General features: G+C 39.5%; 18 protein-coding genes, 2 pseudogenes and 1 riboswitch. Of the genes and pseudogenes, 13 read left to right on the top strand and 7 right to left on the bottom strand.

Going from position 1 to position 24,792, the window contains the following annotated elements:
* The first annotated feature begins 507 nt into the window (after positions 1-507).
* From M2448_RS15815 to M2448_RS15800, 4 genes are all read left to right on the top strand, one after another.
* Positions 508-1,506: a hypothetical protein gene (locus tag M2448_RS15815; protein WP_280647083.1), complete on the top strand. Its 999-nt coding sequence runs from the start codon at positions 508-510 to the stop codon at positions 1,504-1,506.
* Between the two features lie 596 nt (positions 1,507-2,102).
* The gene (locus M2448_RS15810) at positions 2,103-2,408 is read left to right on the top strand and encodes a DUF3408 domain-containing protein (protein WP_280647082.1); all 306 of its coding nucleotides are present in this window, start codon (positions 2,103-2,105) and stop codon (positions 2,406-2,408) included.
* A 125-nt stretch (positions 2,409-2,533) separates the two neighbouring features.
* Complete coding sequence (locus M2448_RS15805) at positions 2,534-2,695, top strand: helix-turn-helix domain-containing protein (protein WP_280647088.1); 162 nt, start codon at positions 2,534-2,536, stop codon at positions 2,693-2,695.
* 2 nt (positions 2,696-2,697) lie between these two features.
* The gene (locus M2448_RS15800) at positions 2,698-2,997 is read left to right on the top strand and encodes a helix-turn-helix domain-containing protein (protein ID WP_280647081.1); all 300 of its coding nucleotides are present in this window, start codon (positions 2,698-2,700) and stop codon (positions 2,995-2,997) included.
* Positions 2,998-3,419: 422 nt separating this feature from the next.
* On the opposite strand, the gene M2448_RS15795 is transcribed toward M2448_RS15800, so the two are convergent.
* The 3 genes from M2448_RS15795 to M2448_RS15785 all read right to left on the bottom strand — a co-directional run bounded on the left by M2448_RS15795 (position 3,420) and on the right by M2448_RS15785 (position 6,277).
* Complete coding sequence (locus M2448_RS15795) at positions 3,420-3,791, bottom strand: hypothetical protein (protein WP_280647080.1); 372 nt, start codon at positions 3,789-3,791, stop codon at positions 3,420-3,422.
* Entirely contained in the window at positions 3,788-5,032 is a 1,245-nt protein-coding gene (locus M2448_RS15790) for a site-specific integrase (protein WP_280647079.1), read from the bottom strand. Before M2448_RS15790 ends, M2448_RS15795 begins: the two co-directional genes overlap by 4 nt.
* A gap of 219 nt (positions 5,033-5,251) precedes the next feature.
* On the bottom strand, positions 5,252-6,277 hold the full coding sequence (locus M2448_RS15785) for a site-specific integrase (protein WP_348523305.1): 1,026 nt from the start codon (positions 6,275-6,277) through the stop codon (positions 5,252-5,254).
* A gap of 861 nt (positions 6,278-7,138) precedes the next feature.
* Here M2448_RS15785 and M2448_RS15780 point away from each other — a divergent pair.
* The 9 genes from M2448_RS15780 (at position 7,139) to M2448_RS15740 (ending at position 16,149) form a co-directional block, all read left to right on the top strand.
* Positions 7,139-7,669 carry a dihydrofolate reductase family protein gene (locus tag M2448_RS15780; RefSeq protein ID WP_163304798.1) on the top strand — a complete coding sequence of 177 codons (531 nt, stop codon included), beginning with the start codon at positions 7,139-7,141 and terminating at the stop codon, positions 7,667-7,669.
* Between the two features lie 79 nt (positions 7,670-7,748).
* Positions 7,749-7,817, top strand: a riboswitch (Fluoride riboswitch).
* Between the two features lie 157 nt (positions 7,818-7,974).
* The gene (eno, locus tag M2448_RS15775) at positions 7,975-9,255 is read left to right on the top strand and encodes a phosphopyruvate hydratase (protein ID WP_163304796.1); all 1,281 of its coding nucleotides are present in this window, start codon (positions 7,975-7,977) and stop codon (positions 9,253-9,255) included.
* A gap of 91 nt (positions 9,256-9,346) precedes the next feature.
* Positions 9,347-10,597 carry a voltage-gated chloride channel family protein gene (locus M2448_RS15770; RefSeq protein WP_163304882.1) on the top strand — a complete coding sequence of 417 codons (1,251 nt, stop codon included), beginning with the start codon at positions 9,347-9,349 and terminating at the stop codon, positions 10,595-10,597.
* Positions 10,598-10,604: 7 nt separating this feature from the next.
* Positions 10,605-10,958 carry a DUF190 domain-containing protein gene (locus M2448_RS15765; protein ID WP_163304794.1) on the top strand — a complete coding sequence of 118 codons (354 nt, stop codon included), beginning with the start codon at positions 10,605-10,607 and terminating at the stop codon, positions 10,956-10,958.
* A 114-nt stretch (positions 10,959-11,072) separates the two neighbouring features.
* A complete protein-coding gene (locus M2448_RS15760; protein WP_163304792.1) occupies positions 11,073-11,900 on the top strand; it encodes an RteC domain-containing protein in 828 nt (275 codons plus the stop codon).
* A 427-nt stretch (positions 11,901-12,327) separates the two neighbouring features.
* Positions 12,328-12,687, top strand: a complete 360-nt coding sequence (locus tag M2448_RS15755; RefSeq protein WP_163304790.1) for a helix-turn-helix domain-containing protein — start codon at positions 12,328-12,330, stop codon at positions 12,685-12,687.
* Positions 12,650-14,695, top strand: a complete 2,046-nt coding sequence (locus M2448_RS15750; RefSeq protein ID WP_163304788.1) for a bifunctional DNA primase/helicase — start codon at positions 12,650-12,652, stop codon at positions 14,693-14,695. The genes M2448_RS15755 and M2448_RS15750 overlap by 38 nt, the downstream gene beginning before the upstream one ends.
* A gap of 13 nt (positions 14,696-14,708) precedes the next feature.
* Entirely contained in the window at positions 14,709-15,020 is a 312-nt protein-coding gene (locus M2448_RS15745) for a helix-turn-helix domain-containing protein (RefSeq protein WP_163304786.1), read from the top strand.
* 148 nt (positions 15,021-15,168) lie between these two features.
* On the top strand, positions 15,169-16,149 hold the full coding sequence (locus M2448_RS15740; protein WP_163304784.1) for a PDDEXK nuclease domain-containing protein: 981 nt from the start codon (positions 15,169-15,171) through the stop codon (positions 16,147-16,149).
* 42 nt (positions 16,150-16,191) lie between these two features.
* Here the strand turns inward: M2448_RS15740 and M2448_RS15735 are convergent.
* From M2448_RS15735 to M2448_RS15720, 4 genes and pseudogenes are all read right to left on the bottom strand, one after another.
* Positions 16,192-17,346 (bottom strand): annotated as a pseudogene (locus tag M2448_RS15735) (DNA methylase); the annotation flags it as partial.
* Between the two features lie 112 nt (positions 17,347-17,458).
* Positions 17,459-19,273, bottom strand: a complete 1,815-nt coding sequence (locus M2448_RS15730) for a reverse transcriptase domain-containing protein (RefSeq protein WP_280647078.1) — start codon at positions 19,271-19,273, stop codon at positions 17,459-17,461.
* Between the two features lie 610 nt (positions 19,274-19,883).
* Positions 19,884-24,353, bottom strand: a pseudogene (locus M2448_RS15725) (N-6 DNA methylase); the annotation flags it as partial.
* Positions 24,340-24,786 carry a DUF1896 family protein gene (locus tag M2448_RS15720; RefSeq protein ID WP_163304780.1) on the bottom strand — a complete coding sequence of 149 codons (447 nt, stop codon included), beginning with the start codon at positions 24,784-24,786 and terminating at the stop codon, positions 24,340-24,342. The gene M2448_RS15720 and the pseudogene M2448_RS15725, both read right to left, overlap by 14 nt.
* Positions 24,787-24,792: the final 6 nt, after the last annotated feature.

The following is a 24,792-nucleotide window of genomic DNA, read 5'->3' as shown; positions in this document are numbered from 1 at the left end:
ATCAGTCATGCGACCATCGGGAGCAGGCTGTATGGTGCTGAGCCCCCTGCAAGGGCAAGGTATTTTCGGGAGTAATTCAAAAGGATGCGCAGCGAGTTTTGGGTTACCCTAAAGATTACCTTGCTCCTTTGACGACGAGAAAAAAAGAAAGAGGCGAGAGCTTCTGCCTTTTTTGAACGATAGTCAACGTTCGAACCAGGCGGGCTTAAATAGAGAATGCCCGACTTTTGCAATACAGGTAGTGTATTGCTATTGGCTCTTCATGTGTAAAGAGAGCCGTTTGATAGCATTGATTGGATAAATCTTCTCATTTATTTTAATTTTAGAATACAGCCTTAAGCGGATGCTTCGGACAAATATAGGCTCTATTTCTGATACTCAAATACTTGCTGATATTTATGCATTGGGATGCATTTATTTGCATCTATTGTAGGCAGAGAATGTTACTTTTACTACTCCTGTTACCAATATTACCCATATTACTTTGGAAATATGTATCTTTAGCCCATGTTTGATTATGACGATGACATTGAATATATGGATTTCTCGGAAGAAGGCTTCCGGGAAGTACAGCAATGCCTTGACCGTTTTGTAACGGTAAACTATGAGACTGCGCTTGGTCTGTTGTACCGGATGAAAGCCACGCCGGAAGATATAACTTTATATAAAGGAAAGGTCTTGGATATAATCCGTCATAATCCTCCGCTTGAAAGTATTCCCCGTTATTTCCGGGACGGACGGGAAGACTATCTTTGGTACAGTGATTTCTATGATGATATTACCAAAGAAGTTTACGGGCGTTACCGGACATTTACAACTCTGGCAGTAGAGATAACTCCGGCGAACTATACGGAAGAACTGGCGAAGATTGATTTACCCTACTTCAGGGAACTCATAGACCTTGTATCACTAGAAAAACTCTGTATGCTTTATGAAGCCAATCAGCCTTCGAATGAAACAGAAGCAGATACGGAGGAAGAAGCAGATATTAATACCGATGCGGAAACCGGCAAAGAAGATATTGCTGATATCACCCAAGAACCGGAAGCTGGTGAACAAACAGAGACAACCCAATCCGACCGGCAACCTAAGAAACGCTCTTATGAACCGAAACTGAACAGTAAGCAATATACATTGCTCGCTGAATGTGTGGAAGATATAAAACTCTTTCGCAGGAAAGTAAAGACCTCCGAACTAAAGAAGCTGTTGAAAGGAAAGTTAACCGAACCACTGGAAGTTACCAATCAAAAGTCATTGGTTTACTTCTTAGACCTACTAAGCGAAAACAAGTATATCAAAGATACATGGATGTCGGTTGCTGACGGCAACCGGAACTTCCTCTCTTTCCGTACCGAAGGGAATAAACAACGTTATGGAAACGAACCCCATTATATTACTATGCAACAATTCCTGAATTGCCGTAACCGGAATAAACGGGAATCTATCGTTGGACTTGTTGAGATAGAAGACATGATTGATGCAATGGAAGGAAACCGGGATAATTAACCCAAAATATTCCCACTTGGAAATATTTCTCATATTTCTTGAAATTATTTTTGTCACCTTCAAAAATTAGTCTATCTACTGAAATTCAGCAGGTTGATTTGTTCGTATAACTATCTTTATTCACTGGTTTTTGTCAATGCGAGTCATACCACTTTTATAAAATCACTTTGATTATCAAACACATGCCACTCCAACCTGTTAGGTAAAGCTGTTATCTAAACAGCGCAGGCATGGGAGAGTTCATATCTTGCACCCGATTTCGGAAACAGCCGTTATGCAGGGTTGCATCTCCGGCTTATCCTTCCGAAGGATTAAAACAGTATGAACAAAACCAATCGCATCAGGGATGACTGAGCATTCTATTTGAAAAAATAAGGATGTACAATCTCAATAAAACTGGCTTTGTCACAAAATAACATTCCCGGACTGTACAAAGCAAAAATCATAGCTTGTGCATCCTTGTTGATTTTACTATGGGATAAAAACAGAAGTATTACTAAAAATAAAATAGAAAGAATATGAATGACGAACTTGAAAATGCTAAATCAGAAATTGAGGAGAAAGAAATATCCGAAGTTATAGAGAACAGTACATGAATGCCAAGCTCCCGGGCAAAACAGACTCGTAAGAAAGACGAGGATGAATATGCCCGGCGTTTTCTTTCGGTACGAAAAGTAAAGGATTACACCCCGGTATATATTGATGTTAGAATGAAAGAGAAACTACAAACATTGGTTTCATCGTTGCAACACATCGTACCGGATATTACACCGACAATCCTTCTTTCCAATATCCTTGCCGACCATTTATTGGTAAACCGTGAATTAATAACCCGTGCTGCCAACGAAGGGCTAAAGCGTTCTCTTGCCAGTACATTTAGTGATAAAGATATAAAAGAGTAGAAATTATGGAAATAATATGTATAGACCTGATGGCATGGGAAAGGCTTAGGTCACAGATAAGCAGATTAACCTCAGAAGTGAGAGCGTTGAAAGAGTTGTATTGTCCTAATCCCCGTGACGGCTGAATAGATTCGGCTGATGTCTGCCGGATATTAGGTATCTCAAAGCGGACATTGCAAACATGGCGGAATAATGGTAAAATTCCTTTCTCCATGTTAGGAGGTAAAGTATATTTTCACCAGTCGGATATTGATAAACTGCTTCAAGAGGGCGTAAATAACAGGTAATTATGGATAAATATATCGGTTTTGAGTCCGAAGAGTTCAAGGAGCTCGAAGGGCAAATAGAGCAAACTCTTGATGATGTACAAAATGTTCGCAACAAATACCGTCCATCGTTTGCTGATAAACGTTATCTGAGTGGGGAAGAAGTCATGGAGTATCTTCATATATCACCCCGCACGCTTCAGAACCTGCGGGATAACCGAATAATATGTTATACCACAATAGGCGGCAAGATACTTTATCCCGAAAATGAATTGGAACAAGTGCTACATCAAAATTACCGTTCACCGGAATTGCCTTTCTAAAGAAAAGATATGTATATGCAGATTCTGAGGAGAGGGAGTTGAAGTTGAAGTTGCTTTCGCATTAATTCAACACACCACCCACTAAAAGAGTAGGTGGATTGTGCTTCGGCTAAAGCCGACCAAAGTATAAGCGTCTAAAGACGGTGGTATTAACCACAACATTTGGAAAATAAAAACAAGCATTCCTAAATAAAATAGGGGATGCTTGTTTTTTTGATGATATGCGTCATCGTCGGGTCGGTCGTTTTCGTTGCTGGGAGGTTTCAATGCTTCCGTAGAGGGCGGAACAGACAAGTCTTGGGAGCAAAAATACTATCCGCATAGCGGTTGGAGATTTTTGTTTCCAACCCAAAGGACTTTGGACTTGATTGTTCCGACCCGGGAAGCAACTTCTCCCTGCAACGAGAATGACTGATCCGGCGTTAATTGAGTATTTGGGGATTATTTATTCTCCCCAGCATCATAAACCTGTTATCCGTTCTATGGATAACCTTTTCTATTATCCATTCCCTAAGCTTCGCTGCATCAGAGGAAGTTAGCCGGAATGATAACGCTATAATCATTTCCAAATCAAAGACTTCGGGCAAAAGTGTTTTCCCTACTTGTCTGACTTCACCGCAAATAGATGGCTTTACAACCCCGGTCTGAATAATCGACTTGATATTTGCCCGGACTGTCTGTTCATAAACTCCAAACAACCGGGCTATCTGCCAATCTTTTAGACGGATTTCTTTTCCTTCACCGGATTCAATAAGTTTTATTAAGCCTCCAACGGTTATTTCTTCTTGTTTCATAGCATAGCTGTTTTTCTTTTTCCTACTTTTCCTATATTTCTGAAATCTGATTGAGGTCTGTTTGTCTCAACCTGATACTTGCCCCCAATCTTATCTGTCAGGGCAGCCATATCCCGGCTGATCTTCTCATTCGTGATTTTAGCGTATATTTGGGTCGTATGAATATTTGAATGCCCTAGCATTTGGCTAACCGTCTCAATAGGAACTCCTTGCGACAGACAAACTGTGGTAGCCATGGTATGGCGGGCCATATGTGACGAAATCCACTTCGTGATTCCGGCTTGTTTTCCAATGCGCCTTAGTGTGCGATTCATATTTTCCGCATTACTCGGAACGGGGAAAATAAACTTATTCTTCGCCACAAGACGGTATTGTTCGATAAGTTGTTTGGCTACAGGTAACAATTTTACATAAAATGTTGTCCCTGTTTTCTTTCGCTTGGCAATTAACCACATTTCGCCATCAAATGACTTTTGGATATCATCAAAGGTAAGTTTCTTGACATCTACATAGGCAAGACCTGTAAACGCTTGAAAGACGAAAATATCCCGTATCTGCCGTTGCTTGTACCGCCGGAGTTCCACCGTCATAAACCGTTGCAATTCATCTTCAGTCAAATAGCCTCTATCCCGAGTTTGTGCTTTGAAACGGAATCCCGCAAAAGGATTGATATGTACATAGCCTTTACGTTGGGCTATCAGCATAATCTGTTTTAGTTTAGTAATGGAAGTTAGGAGCGTACTTCCTGCCAGCTTCCTTTCCTCAAGCAGATAGAGGTAATAATCTTGAATGAACTGGGGCTCTATCTCTTTGATAGGTATATCAGATAGTTTATACCTGTCCTTAAGGAACATTTCAACACGCTTGCGATTAATCAGGAGTTGCTCATAAAACTCGTCAGCGACAGATAATAGGGTACGGTATTCTTCTCCAAAACCAAGATAGCCATTCTTGACTTTTTCGGCAGTCACAAAATTATCCCTGTCGCAAATACTTTGATACTGTTTGCCGATTTGTGTACGGATGTTATCCAGTTTCTGATTTATCTTCTGTGCTTCGAGGCTTTTGCCTGACGCTTTATTTGCCCCCGTATCCCAAAGGTCGGGTTTGATATTTAGCTTACAGCTAAATTGGGAAATTGAACTATTTACGGTGATCCTTCCCATGATGGGAGCTTTACCGTCCGGTTTCAGATTGTTTCTTTTCAGGTAAAACAAAACCTTAAATGTACTTCTTGCCATAACTCTAATTTTAATGGTTACAAATTTAGTTTACTTAGAGTTATCCTGTACTATGCAAATTTACGCAAACTACTGAACAATAGCACTGTACAAAGAATTGCAAAAAGATATTCAGGTAACGATCTGGTAACTGAAATCACCGCCAACTTTGCTTTTTTATGCTTTTATTCCCAATATTTCAAAAAGAATCATATCTATAACACGCTGATTACATTCTCATTACACCCTTTTGCTTTCCCTCTCAAAAACGGCTGCTGTTTCTTTCAGGTAAGAATTTGTCTTTTGGTTACTCAAAACTGGGAGTAATTGTCCGTTCTTTAGTTTGCCTCTATACTTTTTCAATATCATTGATGGAATTTTCAAGAGAGGTACATTAACTGTTGTACTTGTCTTTTGCCGTTTAGTCATAATCCATAGAGAGCCATCAAACGATTTACGGATATTTTCTTCTTTGAGATTCTTTACATCTATATAAGCAAGTCCAGTGTAGCAGCTAAAAATAAAGATATCCCGTACATGTTCAAGTCTTTCGGAAGTCATATTCTTCTTTATGATTTCGTGAAGTTCATCTTCTGTCAGATAACCGCGATCAACTCTCTTTATCCGAATTTTATAGTTTGCAAACGGATCGCCAACAATCCATCCATTGTTTCGGGCTATAATTACAATTCGTTTAAAGAACTGCATAAATTTCGCCGTCGTGTTTTCGTTGCATCTACAATCAACCCGAAGATACGTTTCAAAGCCTGTAATGAAACTATGATTGATTTCCCTGAGACTAATATCAGAAACCCGATGACGAGTTTCCAGATAATCTTTCAATCGGTTGTATGTCCGTTCGTATTTTTCCAAAGTAGCTTTGGTCTTACCTATGCCAACCATCTTTTTTACTTCTACATTGTGTTCGGCAAAAACGGTCAGTAAGGTTTGCTGTTCGGTAGTGTAGCCAAGAAAAATATTACGGATCTTCTCTCCGGTAACATGCTCTTTTTTTTCGACATCATAATAAGTGGTTGTGAGGGAAGTTCGGATATCATTCAACAGTTGATTTAACCTTAGTATAGTCGTTGATTTTCCTTTTCCTCTTCCGGCATTTGTGTCCCATAATTCAGGCTCAATTTCCAGTTTAGAACTAAATTGTGTCCTTGTTCCGTTAATGGAAAGGCGTACCATAATGGTGCATTTTCCATTCTTGTTTACTTGATTTTTCTTGATGTAGAAAAGAATCTTAAATGAACTACTCATAATTTTTAATTTTTTGCACCTAAATCTCATCGAGACAAAGGTAGGGTAAATAATAAAATTACAAGCTGTTGAGTCGCGGACAATATGCGACAGTTCAAGGACTTATGCGGAAATTGGTTACTATTTTTTCGGCCTGATTTTGAGTAACCTTTTAGTAACCCGACGGTGTCTATTTTTGTCCTTTTCGGGTCTTTCAGGTGACTTAGTTATAAAAGAAAAAGTCCTGTAAAACCTTGATTTTACAGGACTTATCTCCTTTTGTCTGTTAGAAGTCTTTGCTTCTCAGCGGAGAGAGAGGTACATGAACCTTTCTCGGTATGTCTTGCAAATCAATTATTTACATAAGGATAAGAGGTCATAGGTTACGAATTAGCAAAAGGTTGTTGATTCCCTTTTATGACCGCTCTTGGCTGCTATTTGTCTGCCTATCTCTTGGGTTCAAAGATACAACTATTTTTTAATATACAACTATTCTGAATAAGAATCATTTAGGATTAGTGCAAGGTGCAAGTCTATCTATTATATAGATACTTGCACCTTGCACTAAAGATTGACTTGTCCTAAGTTTTATTACCTTAAACATATTCGCTATCTTTGCGGCAGATAAATAGAATTTTGACGGATTTGTCCGTTTAGATATAACATAGCGTTCGCTGAACGTCTCAATGTAGAAAACTGGTAATTTTCATTTGAAAGAGACTGATAGCGCAATGTTCATGCTATACGAAAGTATGGCGTGGGCTTGCCTGTTTCTTTCAAGGGTATACCAGTACCTCTACATTGGAATTGTGTAAGTTCCACGCTTTTTTGCGTGTTATCTGCGAACTGGAAAGAAGTTAATAACACGTAAATATTAGCAACATGAAAAAAATTATTCTCTACATTGCTGCATCGCTTGACCAACGTATTGCCGAGCCGGACGGTAGCTTGGAGTGGCTTATTGAATTTCCAAATCCAGAAAAGACAGATTACGGTTTCAAGAAACTATTAGCTTCAACTGATATTGTTATTATGGGTGGACGTACTTACCGTGAGTTTCTGAATATGGATATAATTTGGCCGTATTCACGCCAAATGACTTATGTTGTTTCGCACCATAATTGGGGTGAAAAAGAAAATATAAAATTCATAACAGAAAACACTATTGAAAGAATTTCCGAACTTCGTAATCAAGAAGGTAAAGATATATTATTGGTAGGTGGTGGTGAATTGACTTCAAAACTTCTTACTTCGAACTTGATTGATGAAATGTATATAACTTACATTCCTGTTATTCTCGGTAAAGGAGTTCCGTTATTTCCGGAACAGTCCAAAGAATCACAATGGGAACTTACGGAAAATAAAATCTACAATTTAGGAGTTATGATAGTCAAATACCAAATAATAAGATAATATCTCTTAGCACTTCAAATATAAATATATTATTCAACCTTAAATATATTGATAACTTTTACTTATCTTTGTACCGTTATTCAACAAAGGGGATGGAACTCCCCTGTTATAAACCGCTAATAAAGTAGCTGATAGTTCCTGCTTAACTTAATCAACAATGGTTATGAGCAGGATTTTTATATTTATATATCTACTATCAGCAAATATTTTCCCTAAGGATAGATATACATCATCGCTCATGCAGTTTCTGTATGGGCTAAATCTGTTTATGTTCAATAAGTATTCACATATAAAGAATTAATGTTATGAAAATTGTAAAAGTAGAAGCATTGGAAATTCTCGATTCAAGAGGTAATCCCACAGTTGAAGCCAGTATCACACTGGAAGATGGCACACAAGCTCGTGCGATGGTTCCCAGTGGAGCATCCACAGGCGAAAGAGAAGCAACTGAATTGCGTGATGGCGACAAAAAACGTTATGGGGGCAAAGGCGTACTAAAAGCTGTCGATAATGTAAATTCAATTATCGCAAATGAAATTGTCGGAAAGAGTTTTCACTCTCAACGTGAATTGGATTATTTGATGATTGATTTGGACGGCACAAACAATAAATCAAAACTTGGAGCAAATGCCATTTTAGCCGTTTCAATGGCGTATGCACGGGTAAAAGCATTAAGCACCCAAACACCTTTATATCAATACTTAGGTGGCAGTAACGCTTATTTGCTACCTGTCCCCTGTATGAATGTAATAAACGGGGGTAAACACGCCGATAATAATGTCGATTTTCAGGAATTCATGATAGCTCCACACAATGCCCCTTCATTCCGTGAAGCTATCCGTATGGGCGAGGAAGTATTCCATTCTTTAAAATCTGTACTGAACAAGAAAGGATTAAGTACAGGTGTGGGAGATGAAGGCGGTTTTGCTCCCGATTTGAAATCGAATGAAGAAGCCGTCGAAGTTATCCTCGAAGCTATAACAAAAGCAGGATACAAGCCCGGCGACGATATTAGTATCTGCCTTGATCCTGCTACAAGCGAATTGTGGGATGACGGCAAATACAAAATGTTTAAAAGTACAGGCAAGCTACTCACAAGCGATGATATGATAAAGCTATGGGAATCGTGGGTACGCCAGTATCCGATAGTCTTATTAGAGGACGGACTGGCAGAAAACGACTGGACGGGCTGGCAAAACCTTACTAAAACACTTGGCAACAAAATAGAACTTGTGGGCGATGATATCTTTTGCACGAACAAAACCATTCTTCAGGAAGGCATCGACAAAGGTGTTGCCAATTCGATACTGATAAAGTTGAATCAGATAGGAACAGTAAGTGAAACATTGGAAACGATGGAACTGGCTAATAAGAATGGCTACAATACATTTATCTCGCACCGTAGTGGCGAAACGGTAGATACTTTCATTGCAGACCTGACCGTAGGGCTTAATGCCGGACATATAAAGACAGGTAGCGGTTGTCGTGGTGAGCGTATTGAGAAGTTCAACCAGTTCATGCGTATCGAACATGAGTTAGGCAAGAACTCTTTATTTGCGGGCAAAAAAACATTCAAAAACAATTAAGGATCTCACATTGAAAGGCGATTATCAGCTAATCGCCTTTCTTTCTGTTTAATAACTATCTATGCACAAAATCAATTCTTACAAAAGATTAATGGTCAAAGTGGAGCAAATTCCACTACTGTTTTATCTTTTGAAATGGCTTTTAATTACAATCATAGCAGGGGCGTTAATTGGTTCGGCATCCGCCCTGTTACTTGTATCACTCGATTTAGTAACAAATTACAGAGAATCGCATTTATGGATAATTGCCCTGTTACCGATTGCGGGTTTGCTTATCGGATTGATGTATCATTATTGGGGAAGCAGTGTTGTAAAAGGGAATAATTACCTGATTGAAGAAATACACGCCCCAAAAGATATTATTCCGTTTAAGATGGCTCCGCTTATCTACATCGGAACAGTTATAACACACCTCTTTGGCGGGTCGGCAGGTCGTGAAGGGACAGCCGTACAAATGGGGGGAGCGATAGCCGACCAGTTTTCCCGCGTATTCAAACTAAAACAACGTGACCATAAAATAATGGTTATGGTTGGTATCAGTGCGGGATTTGCGTCGGTATTTGGAACACCATTAGCCGGAGCGGTCTTTGCATTGGAAGTAATTATCGTAGGAAGAATGAGATACGAAGCTATATTACCGAGTTTTTTAGCAGCAGCTTTCGCTCATTTGACTTGCCACCTGTGGGGAGTGGCTCATACACATTACAGTATTCCTTTCGTCCCCGAACTGAATGTAGTAAATATACTGCTTGTAATAGCCGTTGGTATCTTGTTTGGACTTACAGCAATGCTGTTTTCCCGTTCAGTACACCTTTGGAGTAAACTGGCAAAAAACAAAATAAAATATGCTCCGCTTCGTCCGTTTATAGGTGGAGCAATAATAGCCCTTGCCGTTTGGGGATTAGGCACAACAAAGTATATTGGACTTGGAATTCCTACCATTGTCGAATCTTTTTCTATACAGCAAGGTTGGTATGACTTCCTTGCTAAAATTCTTTTCACAACATTTACTATCGGCGTAGGATTCAAAGGAGGGGAAGTTACCCCATTGTTCTTTATCGGAGCAACATTAGGCAGCGCATTATTCGGTATAATACCCTTGCCAATGGCATTATTGGCGGGAATGGGATTTGTTGCCGTGTTTGCCGGAGCCACAAATACACCTATTGCCTGTACACTTATGGGAATAGAATTGTTTGGGGCAGAAAGTGGTATTTATATTGGCATTGCCTGTGTCGTTTCTTACTTGTTTTCAGGGCATACAGGTATTTATGCTTCGCAGATAGTCGGAAGTCCCAAACACCTCATTTATGGAAAAATCAAAGGGCAACATTTAAAATAGATAAACAATGAACAGCAATATTACAGTACGAATATATTTTGAACATGGTAGAAGAGTAAAAGGACTTACTTTTAGACAAAAGTTATTTCATAGCGGTTTTTCTTATTATATGCTGAAAAAAGCAAAACTGGCAGAAATAAAACAGGCTATATGCTTTAATATCTCGGCAGGTTATTTATCTACCCATAAAAACATACAATGGGGACATTCAGAAGTAACCCCTATCCGGCATCCGCAATGTATCGAGCTAACAGATAGTGAAGAAAAAATCTATGGTTTTCTGAAAGAATATGAAGAGCAATTAAAGGATACGGAAATCTTAATCGTAAAAAACGAAGTCAATTTATTTATATACAATTAAATACAAGGTGCATTTGATGTTCTATTATCGTGTAGTTTTCTGGTAAAGAAATGATAGCTTTTCAAGTGAATCAGTTGCCAAAAAAGGTATAAAGAAAAGAGGAAGAGAAAAAATATGATTCAATTTACTACCCGTCTAAAAAAAGAAGTAGATGCAAAGATTGAACAAATAGAATGTTCGGAAGTCAGTATGATAACGAAGTCTTTAGAGGCTTCCCGTGTACTTCTCGAAGCATTTAATCAATTAAAAGCATTTTTCTTATCATACAATTTTAAAGATGAGGATGAAGAAATCTTGTTTTTTAAGGAAGTAAAACCCAGATTGGGTTCTCACTTAATATACTATCGAAAAGTTTATAACTTTGAAATGAATCGACCTGCGGGTATAGACAAACAACGAGAATATTTGTGTGAATTACTAAATGACATAAACAAATACAACAATAAACGGCTCGACTTTATCCGTTATTACCGTTCAGGCTCCTCTCGCTTAGATACTATTTATTTTCTGCGAAATAAGCCCGATATGGAGCAATACCTCGAAACATTTAATTATGAATTTGATTCCAATTTTTCAACAAATTGCGATTTCAAAGTAGCTAAAATTTTAGCAAATGATATGCTTTCCGCTTATTTGATGCACGAAATGGAACTTTTGAATGATAACGGCTTAAAAATTGGTTCTTTTGGGTTTCCTGCCACCAAACTAACATGGAAAGGAACAAAAGTAGAATTACAGGAACAAATTATTTCATGGGACAGTGCCGGAATATTCGGAGATGTGCCATTGACACAACTTTACAGCTATATTCAGAATGTTTTTAATATTCAATTAGACAGCAACTTATCTCGTAGTTTTAGTGAATTAAAAATACGAGTATCTCCTACACCATTTCTTGATAAATTAAAAGACACCCTGTTGCGGCGCATGGGACGGAAATAATAATATTGAAGGTTGAACACCCGAATTTGATGCTTAATTAGGTCAAATCGGGTGTTTTAGTTTATAATTCACTCTATACCGACCTTTATATATTTTTCCCTCTTGTTCTCCAAAGAAAAACACAATCGTAACACATTACAAATAAGCAGTTTGGGTAAAATGTAAAAAAGAGTTATACAGAGGTCGGTATTGAGTTGATACTACTCTGTATATACTCTAAAATATCCGATTTTGATGCTTATTTGAGTCGGAATTTACCCTATACCGACCTTTTTTGTTTTTTTCTTTCTGTTTTAAGGAGAAAAATACACTTGTAATACATTGTATATAAGCGATTTTAAAAAAATATTCAAAAAAACTTATACCGACCTCTTTATCAACAGCCAAGAAACACCCGAACTTTGCAGCGAATCAAATAGTTGCAAGTATGGAAGTGATAACAATAGATAGTCAGGCATACAAAGAACTGGTATCTAAAATCAATGCAATAGCAAAATTCGTCATAGATCATCAGGACGATGATACTGCCAATCCGGACGAAATGTGGGTGGACAGTTACGAAGTTTGCACATTCCTTAAAATCAGCGAACGCACACTCCAACGTTTACGCAGTAAGCGGTTAATATCCTATTCTATTATCTCCGGCAAATCATATTATACCATTGCTGAAATTAAACGGATGCTCAATGAAAAGAAAATCCGCAGTACAGATGAATGTATGAATGATCTTATAAACAATCATAAACTCCATGCTGAACAAAGACGAACTATTAAGACGGACAAATAATGGTTTGGACGTATTCAAACACTATATTTCATCGGTACAATGGAAAATAGGACGTAATTTTCTCAATCCCTTGTACGAAGACCGTAAAGCATCATGCAATGTGTATTTTGACCGCCGTAATGGTGTTTACAAAATAAAAGACTTCGGTAATGATGATTATAGCGGAGATTGCTTTTTCTATGTAGGTAGACTAAAAGGATTGGATTGTAGCAATGGAGCGGATTTTGTTGAAATACTGAAAACCATAAATAGGGATATGTCTTTAGGATTAGACAGTTCAGATTATACAAGTCATGCTCCACAGTCCACTCCGCAAAAGAACAATCCTACTAACCCCGAACCACAAAAAAACAAGCCCTATAATATCATACAACAAAAATTCACGCAGAAAGAACTGGATTTTTGGATGCAATCAGGTATTACGTCCGAAATATTGAAATTCTACAAAACAGTTTCCCTGAAAGAATTTAGAAGTGAAAATAAAGAAAATAAACCATTTTACTATACTTCATCAGAAAGTGAGCCGATTTTCGGATATATGGGCAAACGGTATATGAAAATCTACCGCCCATTTTCGGACGTTCGTTTTCTATACGGTGGTAACATTGGAGATAGCTACTGTTTCGGACTGGAACAATTACCCGCCAAAGGAGATACGTTGTTCATCACAGGCGGAGAAAAAGACGTAATGACACTGGCTGCACATGGATTTCATGCTATTTGCTTTAATAGTGAAACTTCTACAATTCCTTCAGGAATAATCTACAAACTAACATTCCGCTTTAAACATATCGTATTGCTCTATGATGCAGATAAAACAGGTATAGATGCAGCGATAAAGCACGAAAAATCATTGACGGAATATGGCGTAAAACGACTTATCCTGCCCCTTTCAGGAGAAAAAAGGGATAAAGATATTACGGACTATTTCAGTAAAGGAAATAACCGGAAAGAGTTCCGCCAACTATTCATTGATTTTCTTGATAATCTATATAACGAAACAATGACCATGCTAAAATCCTGTGAAATTGATTTCAACAATCCTCCGGCAAAAGCAGAAGAAGTTATATCGGCAGGCGATGTACCACTGGGAACGCAAGGAAATATTCTTTGTATTACGGGCGGAGAAGGTACAGGGAAAAGCAACTATGTTGCAGCCCTCATTGCAGGTTCGATAATCAAAGACAATCGTACCATAGATACATTAGGCGTAAATGTCCGGGATAACTCCGATAACAAGGCTGTCCTACTCTATGATACGGAACAATCCGAAGTACAACTTTTCAAAAACGTATCAAATCTCTTAAAACGTGCCAAACTGAACGAAAAGCCGGAAGAACTACGAGCTTTCTCCCTTACGGGAATGTCTCGGAAAGAACGGTTGCAAGCCATTGTTCAGAGTATGGATAAATACCATTACGAATATGAGGGTATTCGTCTGGTTGTCATTGACGGAATAGCGGATTTAGTATCATCGGCAAATGATGAAGTGGAAAGTATCAGAATTATGGACGAACTATACAGATTGGCAGGAATATACCGTACCTGTATAGTATGCGTACTTCATTATGTACCTAATGGCTTGAAATTACGAGGACATCTTGGTTCAGAACTGCAACGCAAAGCTGCTGCCATTCTAAGTATAGAGCTTGACGGTGATCCTTCAATATCAGTAGTAAAAGCACTCAAAGTAAGGGACGGTAGTCCTCTCGATGTTCCATTAATGCAATTCTCATGGGATAAGGAACTGGGAATGCACATCTACATAGGCGAAAAACCGAGAGAAGAAAAAGAGAAACGGAAAGAAAAAGAACTGACAAATGTTGCCCGTGAATTATTTGATTCACAAAAACATCAGACCTATATCGACCTATGCGACCGCATTCAACAAATAATGGATGTAAAGGAACGCACCGCCAAAAGTTACATTAAATATATGCGAGAGAAAGAAATAATCATAAAAGATCCGTCCAATCAGAATTACTTCATGATAGGGCATATCATCTAAAACCCGAATAGTTATGTATATAAGTAAAGAAGACTTTGAAGCGTGGATGGAACGAATCATGTACCGCTTCGATAAACAGGAGAAAACTCTTGATAAAATGAGTAAACGGAGAAATATGTTAGACGGAGAGATATTGCTTGACAATCAGGATTTGTGTCAGTTACTCCATATAAGTAAACGAACGTTGCAACGCTATCGCAGTACAGGCGAACTGCCTTTTCAAACAGTTTACAAAAAAACCTACTACAAAGAGAGTGATGTCCATAAGTTTATCAGGGAGAATTTCAACAAAGGGAAAAACGATAAAAATTCAGAAACCCCGTGAGAGCTGTACTATTTCCATTTTGTAATTTTTATTATTGTACAAAAGTCCGTACCGTCGTGATGACAGGCACGGGCTTTAATTTATTGAAAATGTAATTATAATGAGTTACAGATATTTATTTGTATTTTTGCACTTTAATTAGAATGATATGCAGTTAAGCCAACAACAAAATTTTTCCGAAATTGTATTGATGATCCGGCAGGCACAATACAACGCTATGAAAACCGTAAATGCGGAAATGATAAACCTATATTGGAATGTCGGGGAATATATAAGTAAACAGTTGGATAGTTCCAAATGGGGCGAATCAGTTGTTAAAGAATTGGCTGTTTATCTATCCAAGCATGAGCCTGATTTGAAAGGCTTCTCTGATAAGAACCTTTGGAGAATGAAGCAATTCTACGAAACATATAAGGATTATCCAAAACTCTCAACACTGTTGAGAGAAATTAGTTGGTCGCATAATTTAGCCATTTTTTCAAGATGCAAAACCGTTGAAGAAAGAGAGTTTTACCTAAATATCAGCAAAAAAGAATCATATAGTTTTAGGGAATTAGACCGCCAAATATCATCGGGACTTTTTGAAAGAACGATGATAGGAAACGCAAAACTCTCAACAGTGTTGAGAGAAATTCATCCCGACATAACAAACAGTTTCAAAGATAGTTACATACTGGAATTTTTAGGTTTGCCAGAATCTCACAACGAAAGTGAACTGCAAAAAGGGCTAATTAGTCAAATGAGAAATTTTATCCTTGAATTAGGTAAAGACTTTTTATTTGTTGGCGAAGAATACAGAGTGCAGGTTGGAAATAGTGATTTTTACATTGATTTGCTCTTTTTTCACAGAGGATTGCAATGTTTGATAGCGTTTGAATTAAAGGCAGATAAGTTCAAACCGGAACATTTAGGTCAATTAAATTTCTATTTGGAAGCATTAGATCGGGATGTAAAAAAGCCTAACGAGAATCCGAGTATTGGGATTTTATTATGTAAGGATAAGGATACCGAAGTCGTAGAATATGCTTTAAGCAGGTATTTATCTCCAACAATGGTATCCGAATATAAAACCCAGTTGCCTGATAAGAAAATACTTCAACGGAAACTTCATGAATTGTTTGATAAATAAACGCATATAAAAAAGCGACTAATTACATTAGCCGCTTTTTTCTTAGAGTTTAATCCCTTTAGAACTATCTTTCTTTTCTACTTTTGGCGGACTACTGCCCACCGAAGCAATAACAAGCCTATCGCCCATGATTTCTTTCACTCCCTGTATTGTGTTCGGTAACGGAGTGTCCTGGACAAAAGAAGTTTCGGTTTTCCCTTGTGATTGAATTTGATTGCCTACCGAAACGGAATTGTCCTGCACGCTCTCCTTTCCTTCGGTTTCCTCAATTGGTTTAAGTGATAGTTGAATTTCACGGTCTAACTTAATTAAATCGTCTTTCAGGGCTTTCAGTTCTGGTTCTTTTCGCCAAGTACCTTCAACCACTTCTTTAAGAACGGGAATATCCTTTTGCAATTTCTCGTTATCCGCCTGATACCTCTCTAAAAGTTTAGGCATGGTATCAAGTGCGTTCAGGAAATTTTGTGCCGCCGTTTTTGGATCGGAAGCCATTACTCCATGATTATAATTGTAAAGAATATCGCCTTCTCCCTTAATAAAGAAGCGGTTTTGTATCACATCGAAACCGTCTTTAGCTGTGGTTTCGGACTTTACCATTAAATCAAAACCGTAAAGCGTACCGATTTTCTCATGCGCTCCATGTGTACGGGCTTTATCGGCTATTTCATTCAGCTTCAGCCCGACTTCTTTAGGGTTGCTACCCTGCAATCCGTCCAACTGAACAGGATTCAGGCGGGTAATTCCGTCCGGCTGATACTGAACACGGGAGTTAAACGCTTCAATATCCTTAGATATGCGGCTAATAAATCCGTTGTTTTTCTCTACATCAGCCACAACACTCTCCAATTTGTAACGAGATGAAGACTTGCCACGCATGAACGCCTGCCGTTCGGATTCCAAAGAAGCGATTTTCTTTTCTAAACGTGCTTTCTCCAATAGTTCGGTATTACCTGAAAGAATTGCCACATACTCGGAAAAGTTCATGCCGCCTTTTTCGTCCATACTGCCCTCGTCAATGGTACGGCTGCCCAGTGAATTGTTTTTCAACTGGCGAATGAAAAGCTGTTTGTTATGGAGTAAACCAAACTTGTACGCATCCAATGATTTTTCAACCGCATAGATAAGAACATCTACTTTATTATCAGCATACAGCTTTGCAATATCGTTGCCTTTACGAATGCCCCGACCGTCCCGTTGTAGGCTAAGTACCCAACGCCTTACCATATTACTATGGCAGGTTTCCAGATACTCGCCCCCGAACCGTACGTACACGTCTCCGTGTATACGGCTCTCCACCAATGTTATCAGTCTATTTCCCATGATGAATTTTTGTATGACAATCCAAACATACTGCAATTGTTTTCCGCTGACGTGCAATCATTAATTTCTCCCAATAGTCTTTTCCTATGAGATTTTTCAATTTTCGCACATGGTGCATTTCCAAAATACAGTTTTCTGTACCGCACAATTCACATTTATTCGCTTTAAGCCTATCCATAAGGCTTGTTGAACTCCTGTAAATGACTGTGTTCGGTAACTGGTCGCATGAACTGTTATAGTTTACATCTTTCTTTCTCTTAAAACCATCATTATAGAAAAACCGTGTTTTTTCTTCTCCTTTCTTATTATGATATTTTACGGCAAATTCTTTTCCCAGCCGATATTTCTCAATAATATTATGGACAGAAGTACGGTATTTTGTTCCGTATGTTTTGTACATACTGTATTCCATAATGTAGTAAAATGAATTTATTAACGAACTGTTGTTTGCAATGGAGTAATAGTTGTAGAACCCTCTGATTTCAGCATTGTATTGTTCCAGAATTTCAAGGTCGTCATTGTCTTTCATATAGTATCTGCCCTTAGGTTTCCATACTTCGTTGCCATTATGGTGAACCATTTTGACTACTCCGTAATCCAAGAGCTTCTTCCTGATAGTCTCCATAGTGACTGCCAAGACAATTCGTCCCCCGTAATTCCTAACCAATCTGCCCGCTTTATCCCTTTTGGGCAGGTCGGATTTTCTTACATAAATATCGTATCCAAGAAATTTGGCAGGTCTTTTCGCATTGGTAATCAGTGTCTTTTCTTCCGATAATTCCAGTTTGAGGTTATTCAGCAAAAACTGCTTTATTTCCTCTTTAACTGTTTGACTATCTGATTCACTACCGATTACACCAATCAAAAAATCATCTGCGTATCTCTGATACACGATTCTTTTGTAATTTTCATCCAGAGATATGCCGTACGGGATATCATTGCGTTCTTTTTCTATCTCCCTTAGTTTTTTTACCAGTTCATTCTTCTTGTCTTCATTCTTCTCGGTTTTAAGTTTACTGACCACATTGTTTCTTTGGACTTCAAGTTTGCGGTATTCAGGATTTCGTTTTCGTTCTTTCCCCTTGTCGAATTGATTTTTATACATCACCATATATTTATCCAGTTTATCCAAATAAATATTGGCTAAAATCGGACTGATAATTCCACCTTGCGGAGTACCGCTTTGTGTATTATGGAAAGTCCAATTTTCTATGTATCCTGCTCTTAAGAATTTTCTAATCAGGCGAATAAATCTGTCGTCTGCAATACGTTCTTTAAGGATGTTTATCATAACATCATGGTCTATATTATCGAAAAATCCTTTTATATCGCCTTCAACAAACCATTTTACACCTGTGAAAGTAGTTTGGATGGCTTTCAGCGCAGTATGACAACTCCTCTTCGGTCTGAAACCGTGAGACGTATTCTCAAATGAGCTTTCATATGTTGCTTCCAATATCATCCTGATAACCTCCTGTAATAATTTATCTCTAAAAGCTGGCACTCCTAACGGACGTCTTTTCCCATTTTTCTTGGGAATATACACCCGCCTGGATGCTTGGGGTTGATAGGATTCGTCTTTCAACATTCCTATCAGTTCATTAATCAGAGATTCGCCTGTACCGTCGATTGTCCGACCGTCAGACCCTTTAGTCATGTTACCCTCTTTTGCATAAATGCGTTGGTAAGCAACATAATACATCTCTTCATTAAACAAAATCCTGTAAAGCCTTTCGAACTTGTAATCTTTAGATTTACTGTGTTCAGCCAGACTGCTTAATACTTTCTCTGGACTTCTTTTCATGTCTCTCACATTTTCCGTTAATTGTATTAAAAAAACATTAGCTGTCTCCCTTCGCCATGTACAAGGCTTTCCCTTGCTCGGACTACTACGGAGACTCCGTTACCATATCGAATATTCAGGAGCTGACTCCATAGCCTTACAACTGGCTTTTCGACTTAGGTAATCCCCATTTAGCTGCATAATAACTATGAGACTATATATAGCCTCCGGCACGGCAGATTGTCGGATATGACTTCCGTCCTTTAATGCTTATTGCAATTGCGCTATGGTTTGTTTATGCTTATACTCCTGAACAGCGGAATATAAGTACCATAGTATGGCGATTAAGAAATCCTCTGTTTGTCAGATTCTTTCTCATAATTACCTTACGCCATAGTCCCGACACAGACCACTTGGACTATCATTCAATCAGTAAGGACTTTATCCTCATATCTGCCTTTTCGTCTCCCCATTCAGTCGCAGTATGGTAACTAACTGACTTATGGCTTTTCCGCAGTGCTATGTTCCCTGATATTTGATTTCTCTCACAGGTCAGGCGGATGACGATAGACTTATAAACACACGTCTACTACTTGCCAAAGTAGATTTATTATGCTGCCTTTATGGGCGCACGCTCCAAATCTGACGGTCGCCAAGGTGCATCTAAATGGTGGATTGCAACGCATCGTTTTTGAGCGTTTACGCCTGTTCCTAACATTTCGGTAGAGCCGAACAGTACACGGATTTTGCCTTCGTTCATGTCTTTAATCATGGTTTTACGAGCCTTATCCGTTTTGGCTTCCTGAATAAAGCGTATTTCGTGAGCGGGGATTCCATAGTCATCCACCAGTTTACGCTTTATCTCGGAGCATGGATTCCATTCTCCGGGCTTGTAAGTTCCTAAATCGGAGAAAACGAACTGGGTTGCTTTGTGGTCTTTGAATTTTGTGTAGTAGTCCGATACCATTTTAGCAACGTGCGAAGCCTTGTTGTCCACATGATCGCCATATTTAACGGGATCAATGAGCCGCATATCGAGCGACATTTTACGAGCGTAGTCGGTTGCAATCAACATTTTTGCTTTTTCTTCCTTTTCTGACAATGGCGCACGTTCCAATATTTCGCCTTTGCCTGTTTTGGCGAACTCTACTAACTTCTGAATAAACTCCTGTTGGTCGGGAGTAGGTGGAATATTATGCAGAATTTCGTTTTTAACAGGTCGGTCGATACCAATATCCTCCGCAGAACGATAGTCGGTGATTTCAGCATAAAAAGCCGCTAATTCGGGTACTTTGATAAAATACCGGAAGCGTTCTTTCTGAACTATCTCATTGGTAACAGAAAATTCGTAGTCTATCGACTTTTTGGCGAAAATGGCTGCCCACGCATCAAATGTATTAATGCCTTGTCGTTCCAGTTCGTTTGGCCGGAGATACTTGAAAAGCAAGTATAACTCCGTCAGCGAATTGGAAATGGTTGTACCTGAAAGAAAAGTTGCTCCCAAATCTTTGCCCGTCCTGTCCTGAATGGTACGCAGGGCAAAAAGCATATTCAAGGCACGTTGTGAGCCTTCGGCATTACCCAAACCTGCAACCCTGTCGTGTCGGGTTGTAAAGGTAAGGTTCTTGAATCGGTGGCTCTCATCGACGTACAGGTGGTCGATACCCATTAGACGAAAATCTACTGTATCATCTTTTCGGTTCTCAATCTGATAGGTAATATTTTCCAGTTTGGCTTCAAGGTTTAATTGTCTTTTAACTAAGCCTTTTTCCATAGCACGGGAAATCTCCTTGCCCTGTGCCCGTAATACTTCCAGATTTTCTTCAACGCTATCCAGTTCCGCCTGTAATATACGTTGCTGTATTTCGGGCGACTGGGGTATCATGCCGAACTGTTCGTGTGTTAAAATAATAGCGTCCCAGTTGTTATTCTTCATTTCGTTGAAGATCTTCGCCCGTTTAGTGGGTGTAAAATCTTCTTTGCCCGGATACAGCACTTTCGCATTGGGGTAAGCCGTACAGAAAGTTTGGGCTATTTCGTGTACATTGGCTTTGAGAGCCATAATAAGCGGTTTGTTTACCAATCCCAAACGTTTTTTCTCGTAGGCGCTTACGCACATTATCAAGGTTTTACCACCGCCAACCTCATGGTCGATTATGCCCCCGCCATTGAGTTTATCAAGCCAAACAGCATCCTTTTGGCTCTTGTACAGGTCGGGAATACCCAACCCTTTCAAATCAAGTCCGGGAAATTCTTGGTGGCTTCCGTCATACTCCGGACGGACGAAACAATTAAACGTGCGGTTATATTTATCCGCCAGTCTGTCTTTGAACTCCGGCGATTGTTCGTTAAGCCATTCAACGAAACCGTTCCGTATCTCGTCAATCTTTGAATTGGCGAGCTGTATAGATTCGGAATCACGCACCTTGACCTCTTTTATTTCCCCGTCAATCAGCTTATTGACTTTCTTGGTAATATCGGGCGAGGTATTATGCAGTGCGTGTTTCATAAGGGCAATGCCGTCGAAAGTCCGGCTTGTTGCCTTAACAGCGTACTGATCCCATATTTTGATATTTTTGCTGTCGGCTTTCAAGGTGTACTCATCACGGCTTTGAGCATAATGCACCGATACATTCGTATCAAACAAATGTGAAGCGTATTTGCTGTAAATGCCCGACGGAATCCACCGTTCCCCGAAATTAAAATCCAAATCCTCAAATGCTATCGGACGGGGTATTGCTTCTTTCAGAGCTTTTAATGATTCTGTTGCCGCTTCATGGTCGGAGTGGTTCTCCAAATATTGCTCGACGTATTCTGCTTTGGAAATAACGTTGCCGCTTATGAACTTGTCTTTGATTTCATAAGCGCCTATCATCGGATTGAAGAATACCTGCCCTTTTAGTTCCTCCAGTATTTTATCCGAAGTACCACCCGTTAGCCCTGCCATATATTCAAGGTTTACCGTTGCATACTTATTGAGCGAAGCGGTCAGGGCTTCCCGTGCATTTTCAGCGGACGTTATTTCATTCGGATTGAAAGCAACCGGTTGTTGGAATATATCAGCTTTGACAGCTTTGCCGTTTACATAGCGTTCCAGAGAAAGAATTTCCGTTCCTCCGGCATCCATTTTAATAAGGCTTAGATTTTTCGCATCGTTGATATTTCCGAAACGACGGGTAAAATCATCATATAGTCGGTTAAGCATTTCCCTTAATGCGGGATTGGCTTCCAACCTTGTCGCTTCGTTGCTATACAGGTGGTGATAAGTGTCCCGTATTTCAATGTAAAGGGACGCTTTCGCCTGCTGTGTTCCGGTGAGCTGAAGCGGATGGAACATCGGCTGAAATCCGTTCAAATCACGTAAATAACCGATACGATTATTTTCGTCCGTTACCAGTGAGCCTTCCCGATAATGGGGCGGTATATCTTCCAATAGGAAAGGAACAGGTTTCATGCGTTCCTGCTGTTCCCGTTCGGCTTCTTCTTTCAGCCGTTCCAGTTGTTCTTCCCGACGGGCATCGAATACGGGATAGGCTTCGGCAGTTTCCTGTTGTAGCTTTTCCCGTTCTTGTGCGGTGTTGTGCGCCATTTCTTCCCGCCAGTCCATAAATGGCAGTTCTTTGGGTTTGCTTGCTTGTGATTTAGACTTTTTACCTCGTTTTTTAGGTTTGCTTACCTGACTGCGTTCTTCTTGGGTAAACCCGAAAAGGTCATAGAGTGTTATTAACGGCTCCTGCGTTACGGACTGGGTTTTCGCCTTCGTAGTCGGCTCTTTTTTAATGGCAGGATCATCCATATCGAAAAGAGTACCTGAAAACTGTTTTGGTTGTTCCTGTTCCTTAATATCAGCCAGTTGTTCATCCGAAAGAACATCTTCAAAACCCAGTGCATTTTCTTCCCAATCGAGTTGAGCTGTACTTTTTCGGGATATGTCCGATTCTTGTGCATAGCTTTGATAACGCTGTAAGTCTAAATGTTGGGAGAAGTCTTCTTTCAGCATTTGCCGTAGGTCTTTGGCGATACCGTCCACTCCACCCTCGTGAGTAAAAACAATAGCGGGTTTACCGTATGGATCAGTATCTATCTTTGAACTGGTCTGCACAACCCTGTCAAAATCACGAAATAGGTTATTAATGGATATTCCATTAGATAACTTGCGTGATTCGATAAAATCCTGTTGCCTTTGGCTCGGAACGATATTTTTATTATTCCGTTGCAGGATAATAAGGTCGCTACCGACTTCTGTTCCGGCATGGTCGGAAAACAGGTTATTGGGCAGGCGTATGGCTGAAACAACATCGCAGGTGTTCATCAGGTATTCCCGTATCGGTTTGTTTTGTTCCGAATTAAGTACGCCCTGACTGGTAATAAAGGCGATTATCCCGCCCTCTCTGGCCGACATAACACTTTTTACAAAAAAGTAGTTGTGTATCGCCTGTGTCGATTGCTTGACGGCGGGTATTTCATGGTTGGATAATAACGGATCGAATACCGAAACATCGCCAAAAGGTATATTGGATGCAACCACATCAAAATGCTGTGAGTACCGTCCTTCCATTTTTTCATAACCCTCAATCCGAACTTTGTCATCGGGATAGAGGTGTGAGAGGATTTTACCTGTCAATAAATCTTTTTCAAAACTGGTTACTTTGGCTTCGGGTGCAGTTTCTTTGAAAGAAGAAATAAAAGCACCTGTTCCGGCACTGGGTTCTAAAAAACGTGTCGGTGTTATGCCGCTATCTTTTAGTGCATCCGCCAACGCATCAATAACAGGCTTAGGTGTGTAGAATGCTGTAAGGATAGAAGTTTTCAGGGAACTGACATAGCGTTTGTAGACTTCCGGTGTGGGCGAACTTTCACGGAGTACCTCGTGGAGTTCCTGCACCAACGGAAAAAGCTCGACTTCGGATTTAGACCACCGCTGAATATCTTCGGGTTTGTCGGCAGGGTTAAGGATTGCTTTAATTCCTCCGAAGCCTGAATATTTGGCGAGTATTTCCCGTTCTTCAGGAGTTGCCTTTTTTTGTTCCTTGTCGAGCCTTAACGCTAACTTTATTGCATCAATATTCTGACGCAAATGAGTTCGCTTATTGTAACTCATTTTCGAGCAATATCAGGATTGTGCCGACAAGCTCCGTATAGAGCGACTGGTACTCGGTCGTTTCGGCATAATCATCATTCAGGTTGTATTTGGCAAATACCGCCTGACATTCAGGTAGTAATTCTTTCGCCTTTGTTTGGGCTTCGCCCGGAGAAACTTCGTCGAAAAACTCATTCCAAAGAATTTCTACAATCACATTATAAGGAGAAAAATGTAAGCCTTTGAATAAGGCTTCGTTTGCGATTTCGGCTGCCTGAATATGGTCTAAGCCGCTTTTAACGGCTTCGCTGTACGCTTCGGCTGCCATATCCCCACGTCCGGCAATAAATGAAAGATCATTGGCTTTGTTGGGGTGGGAATCTCGTAAATAAGATAATAGATTGAGCCGGAAGTACGACATTTCCGCAGGCTCTAAATTTGAATTGTATTTCATACTATG

It is taken from the genome of Dysgonomonas sp. PF1-14, assembly GCF_029892965.1.
Taxonomy (GTDB): Bacteria; Bacteroidota; Bacteroidia; order Bacteroidales; family Dysgonomonadaceae; genus Dysgonomonas.
Note: the sequence above shows the minus strand (reverse complement) of the source record. Positions and strands in the feature narration are given on the sequence as shown.

Excerpts from the sequence above, each read along its gene's own strand:
- M2448_RS15810 (WP_280647082.1), top strand. The coding sequence starts at position 2,103 with ATGCCAAGCTCCCGGGCAAAACAGACTCGTAAGAAAGACGAGGATGAA.
- M2448_RS15815 (WP_280647083.1), top strand. The coding sequence starts at position 508 with ATGTTTGATTATGACGATGACATTGAATATATGGATTTCTCGGAAGAA.
- M2448_RS15755 (WP_163304790.1), top strand. The coding sequence starts at position 12,328 with ATGGAAGTGATAACAATAGATAGTCAGGCATACAAAGAACTGGTATCT.
- M2448_RS15750 (WP_163304788.1), top strand. The coding sequence starts at position 12,650 with ATGCTGAACAAAGACGAACTATTAAGACGGACAAATAATGGTTTGGAC.
- M2448_RS15730 (WP_280647078.1), bottom strand. The coding sequence starts at position 19,273 with ATGAAAAGAAGTCCAGAGAAAGTATTAAGCAGTCTGGCTGAACACAGT.
- M2448_RS15790 (WP_280647079.1), bottom strand. The coding sequence starts at position 5,032 with ATGGCAAGAAGTACATTTAAGGTTTTGTTTTACCTGAAAAGAAACAAT.
- M2448_RS15780 (WP_163304798.1), top strand. The coding sequence starts at position 7,139 with ATGAAAAAAATTATTCTCTACATTGCTGCATCGCTTGACCAACGTATT.
- eno (WP_163304796.1), top strand. The coding sequence starts at position 7,975 with ATGAAAATTGTAAAAGTAGAAGCATTGGAAATTCTCGATTCAAGAGGT.
- M2448_RS15800 (WP_280647081.1), top strand. The coding sequence starts at position 2,698 with ATGGATAAATATATCGGTTTTGAGTCCGAAGAGTTCAAGGAGCTCGAA.
- M2448_RS15795 (WP_280647080.1), bottom strand. The coding sequence starts at position 3,791 with ATGAAACAAGAAGAAATAACCGTTGGAGGCTTAATAAAACTTATTGAA.
- M2448_RS15745 (WP_163304786.1), top strand. The coding sequence starts at position 14,709 with ATGTATATAAGTAAAGAAGACTTTGAAGCGTGGATGGAACGAATCATG.
- M2448_RS15765 (WP_163304794.1), top strand. The coding sequence starts at position 10,605 with ATGAACAGCAATATTACAGTACGAATATATTTTGAACATGGTAGAAGA.
- M2448_RS15785 (WP_348523305.1), bottom strand. The coding sequence starts at position 6,277 with ATGAGTAGTTCATTTAAGATTCTTTTCTACATCAAGAAAAATCAAGTA.
- M2448_RS15770 (WP_163304882.1), top strand. The coding sequence starts at position 9,347 with ATGGTCAAAGTGGAGCAAATTCCACTACTGTTTTATCTTTTGAAATGG.
- M2448_RS15720 (WP_163304780.1), bottom strand. The coding sequence starts at position 24,786 with ATGAAATACAATTCAAATTTAGAGCCTGCGGAAATGTCGTACTTCCGG.
- M2448_RS15760 (WP_163304792.1), top strand. The coding sequence starts at position 11,073 with ATGATTCAATTTACTACCCGTCTAAAAAAAGAAGTAGATGCAAAGATT.
- M2448_RS15740 (WP_163304784.1), top strand. The coding sequence starts at position 15,169 with ATGCAGTTAAGCCAACAACAAAATTTTTCCGAAATTGTATTGATGATC.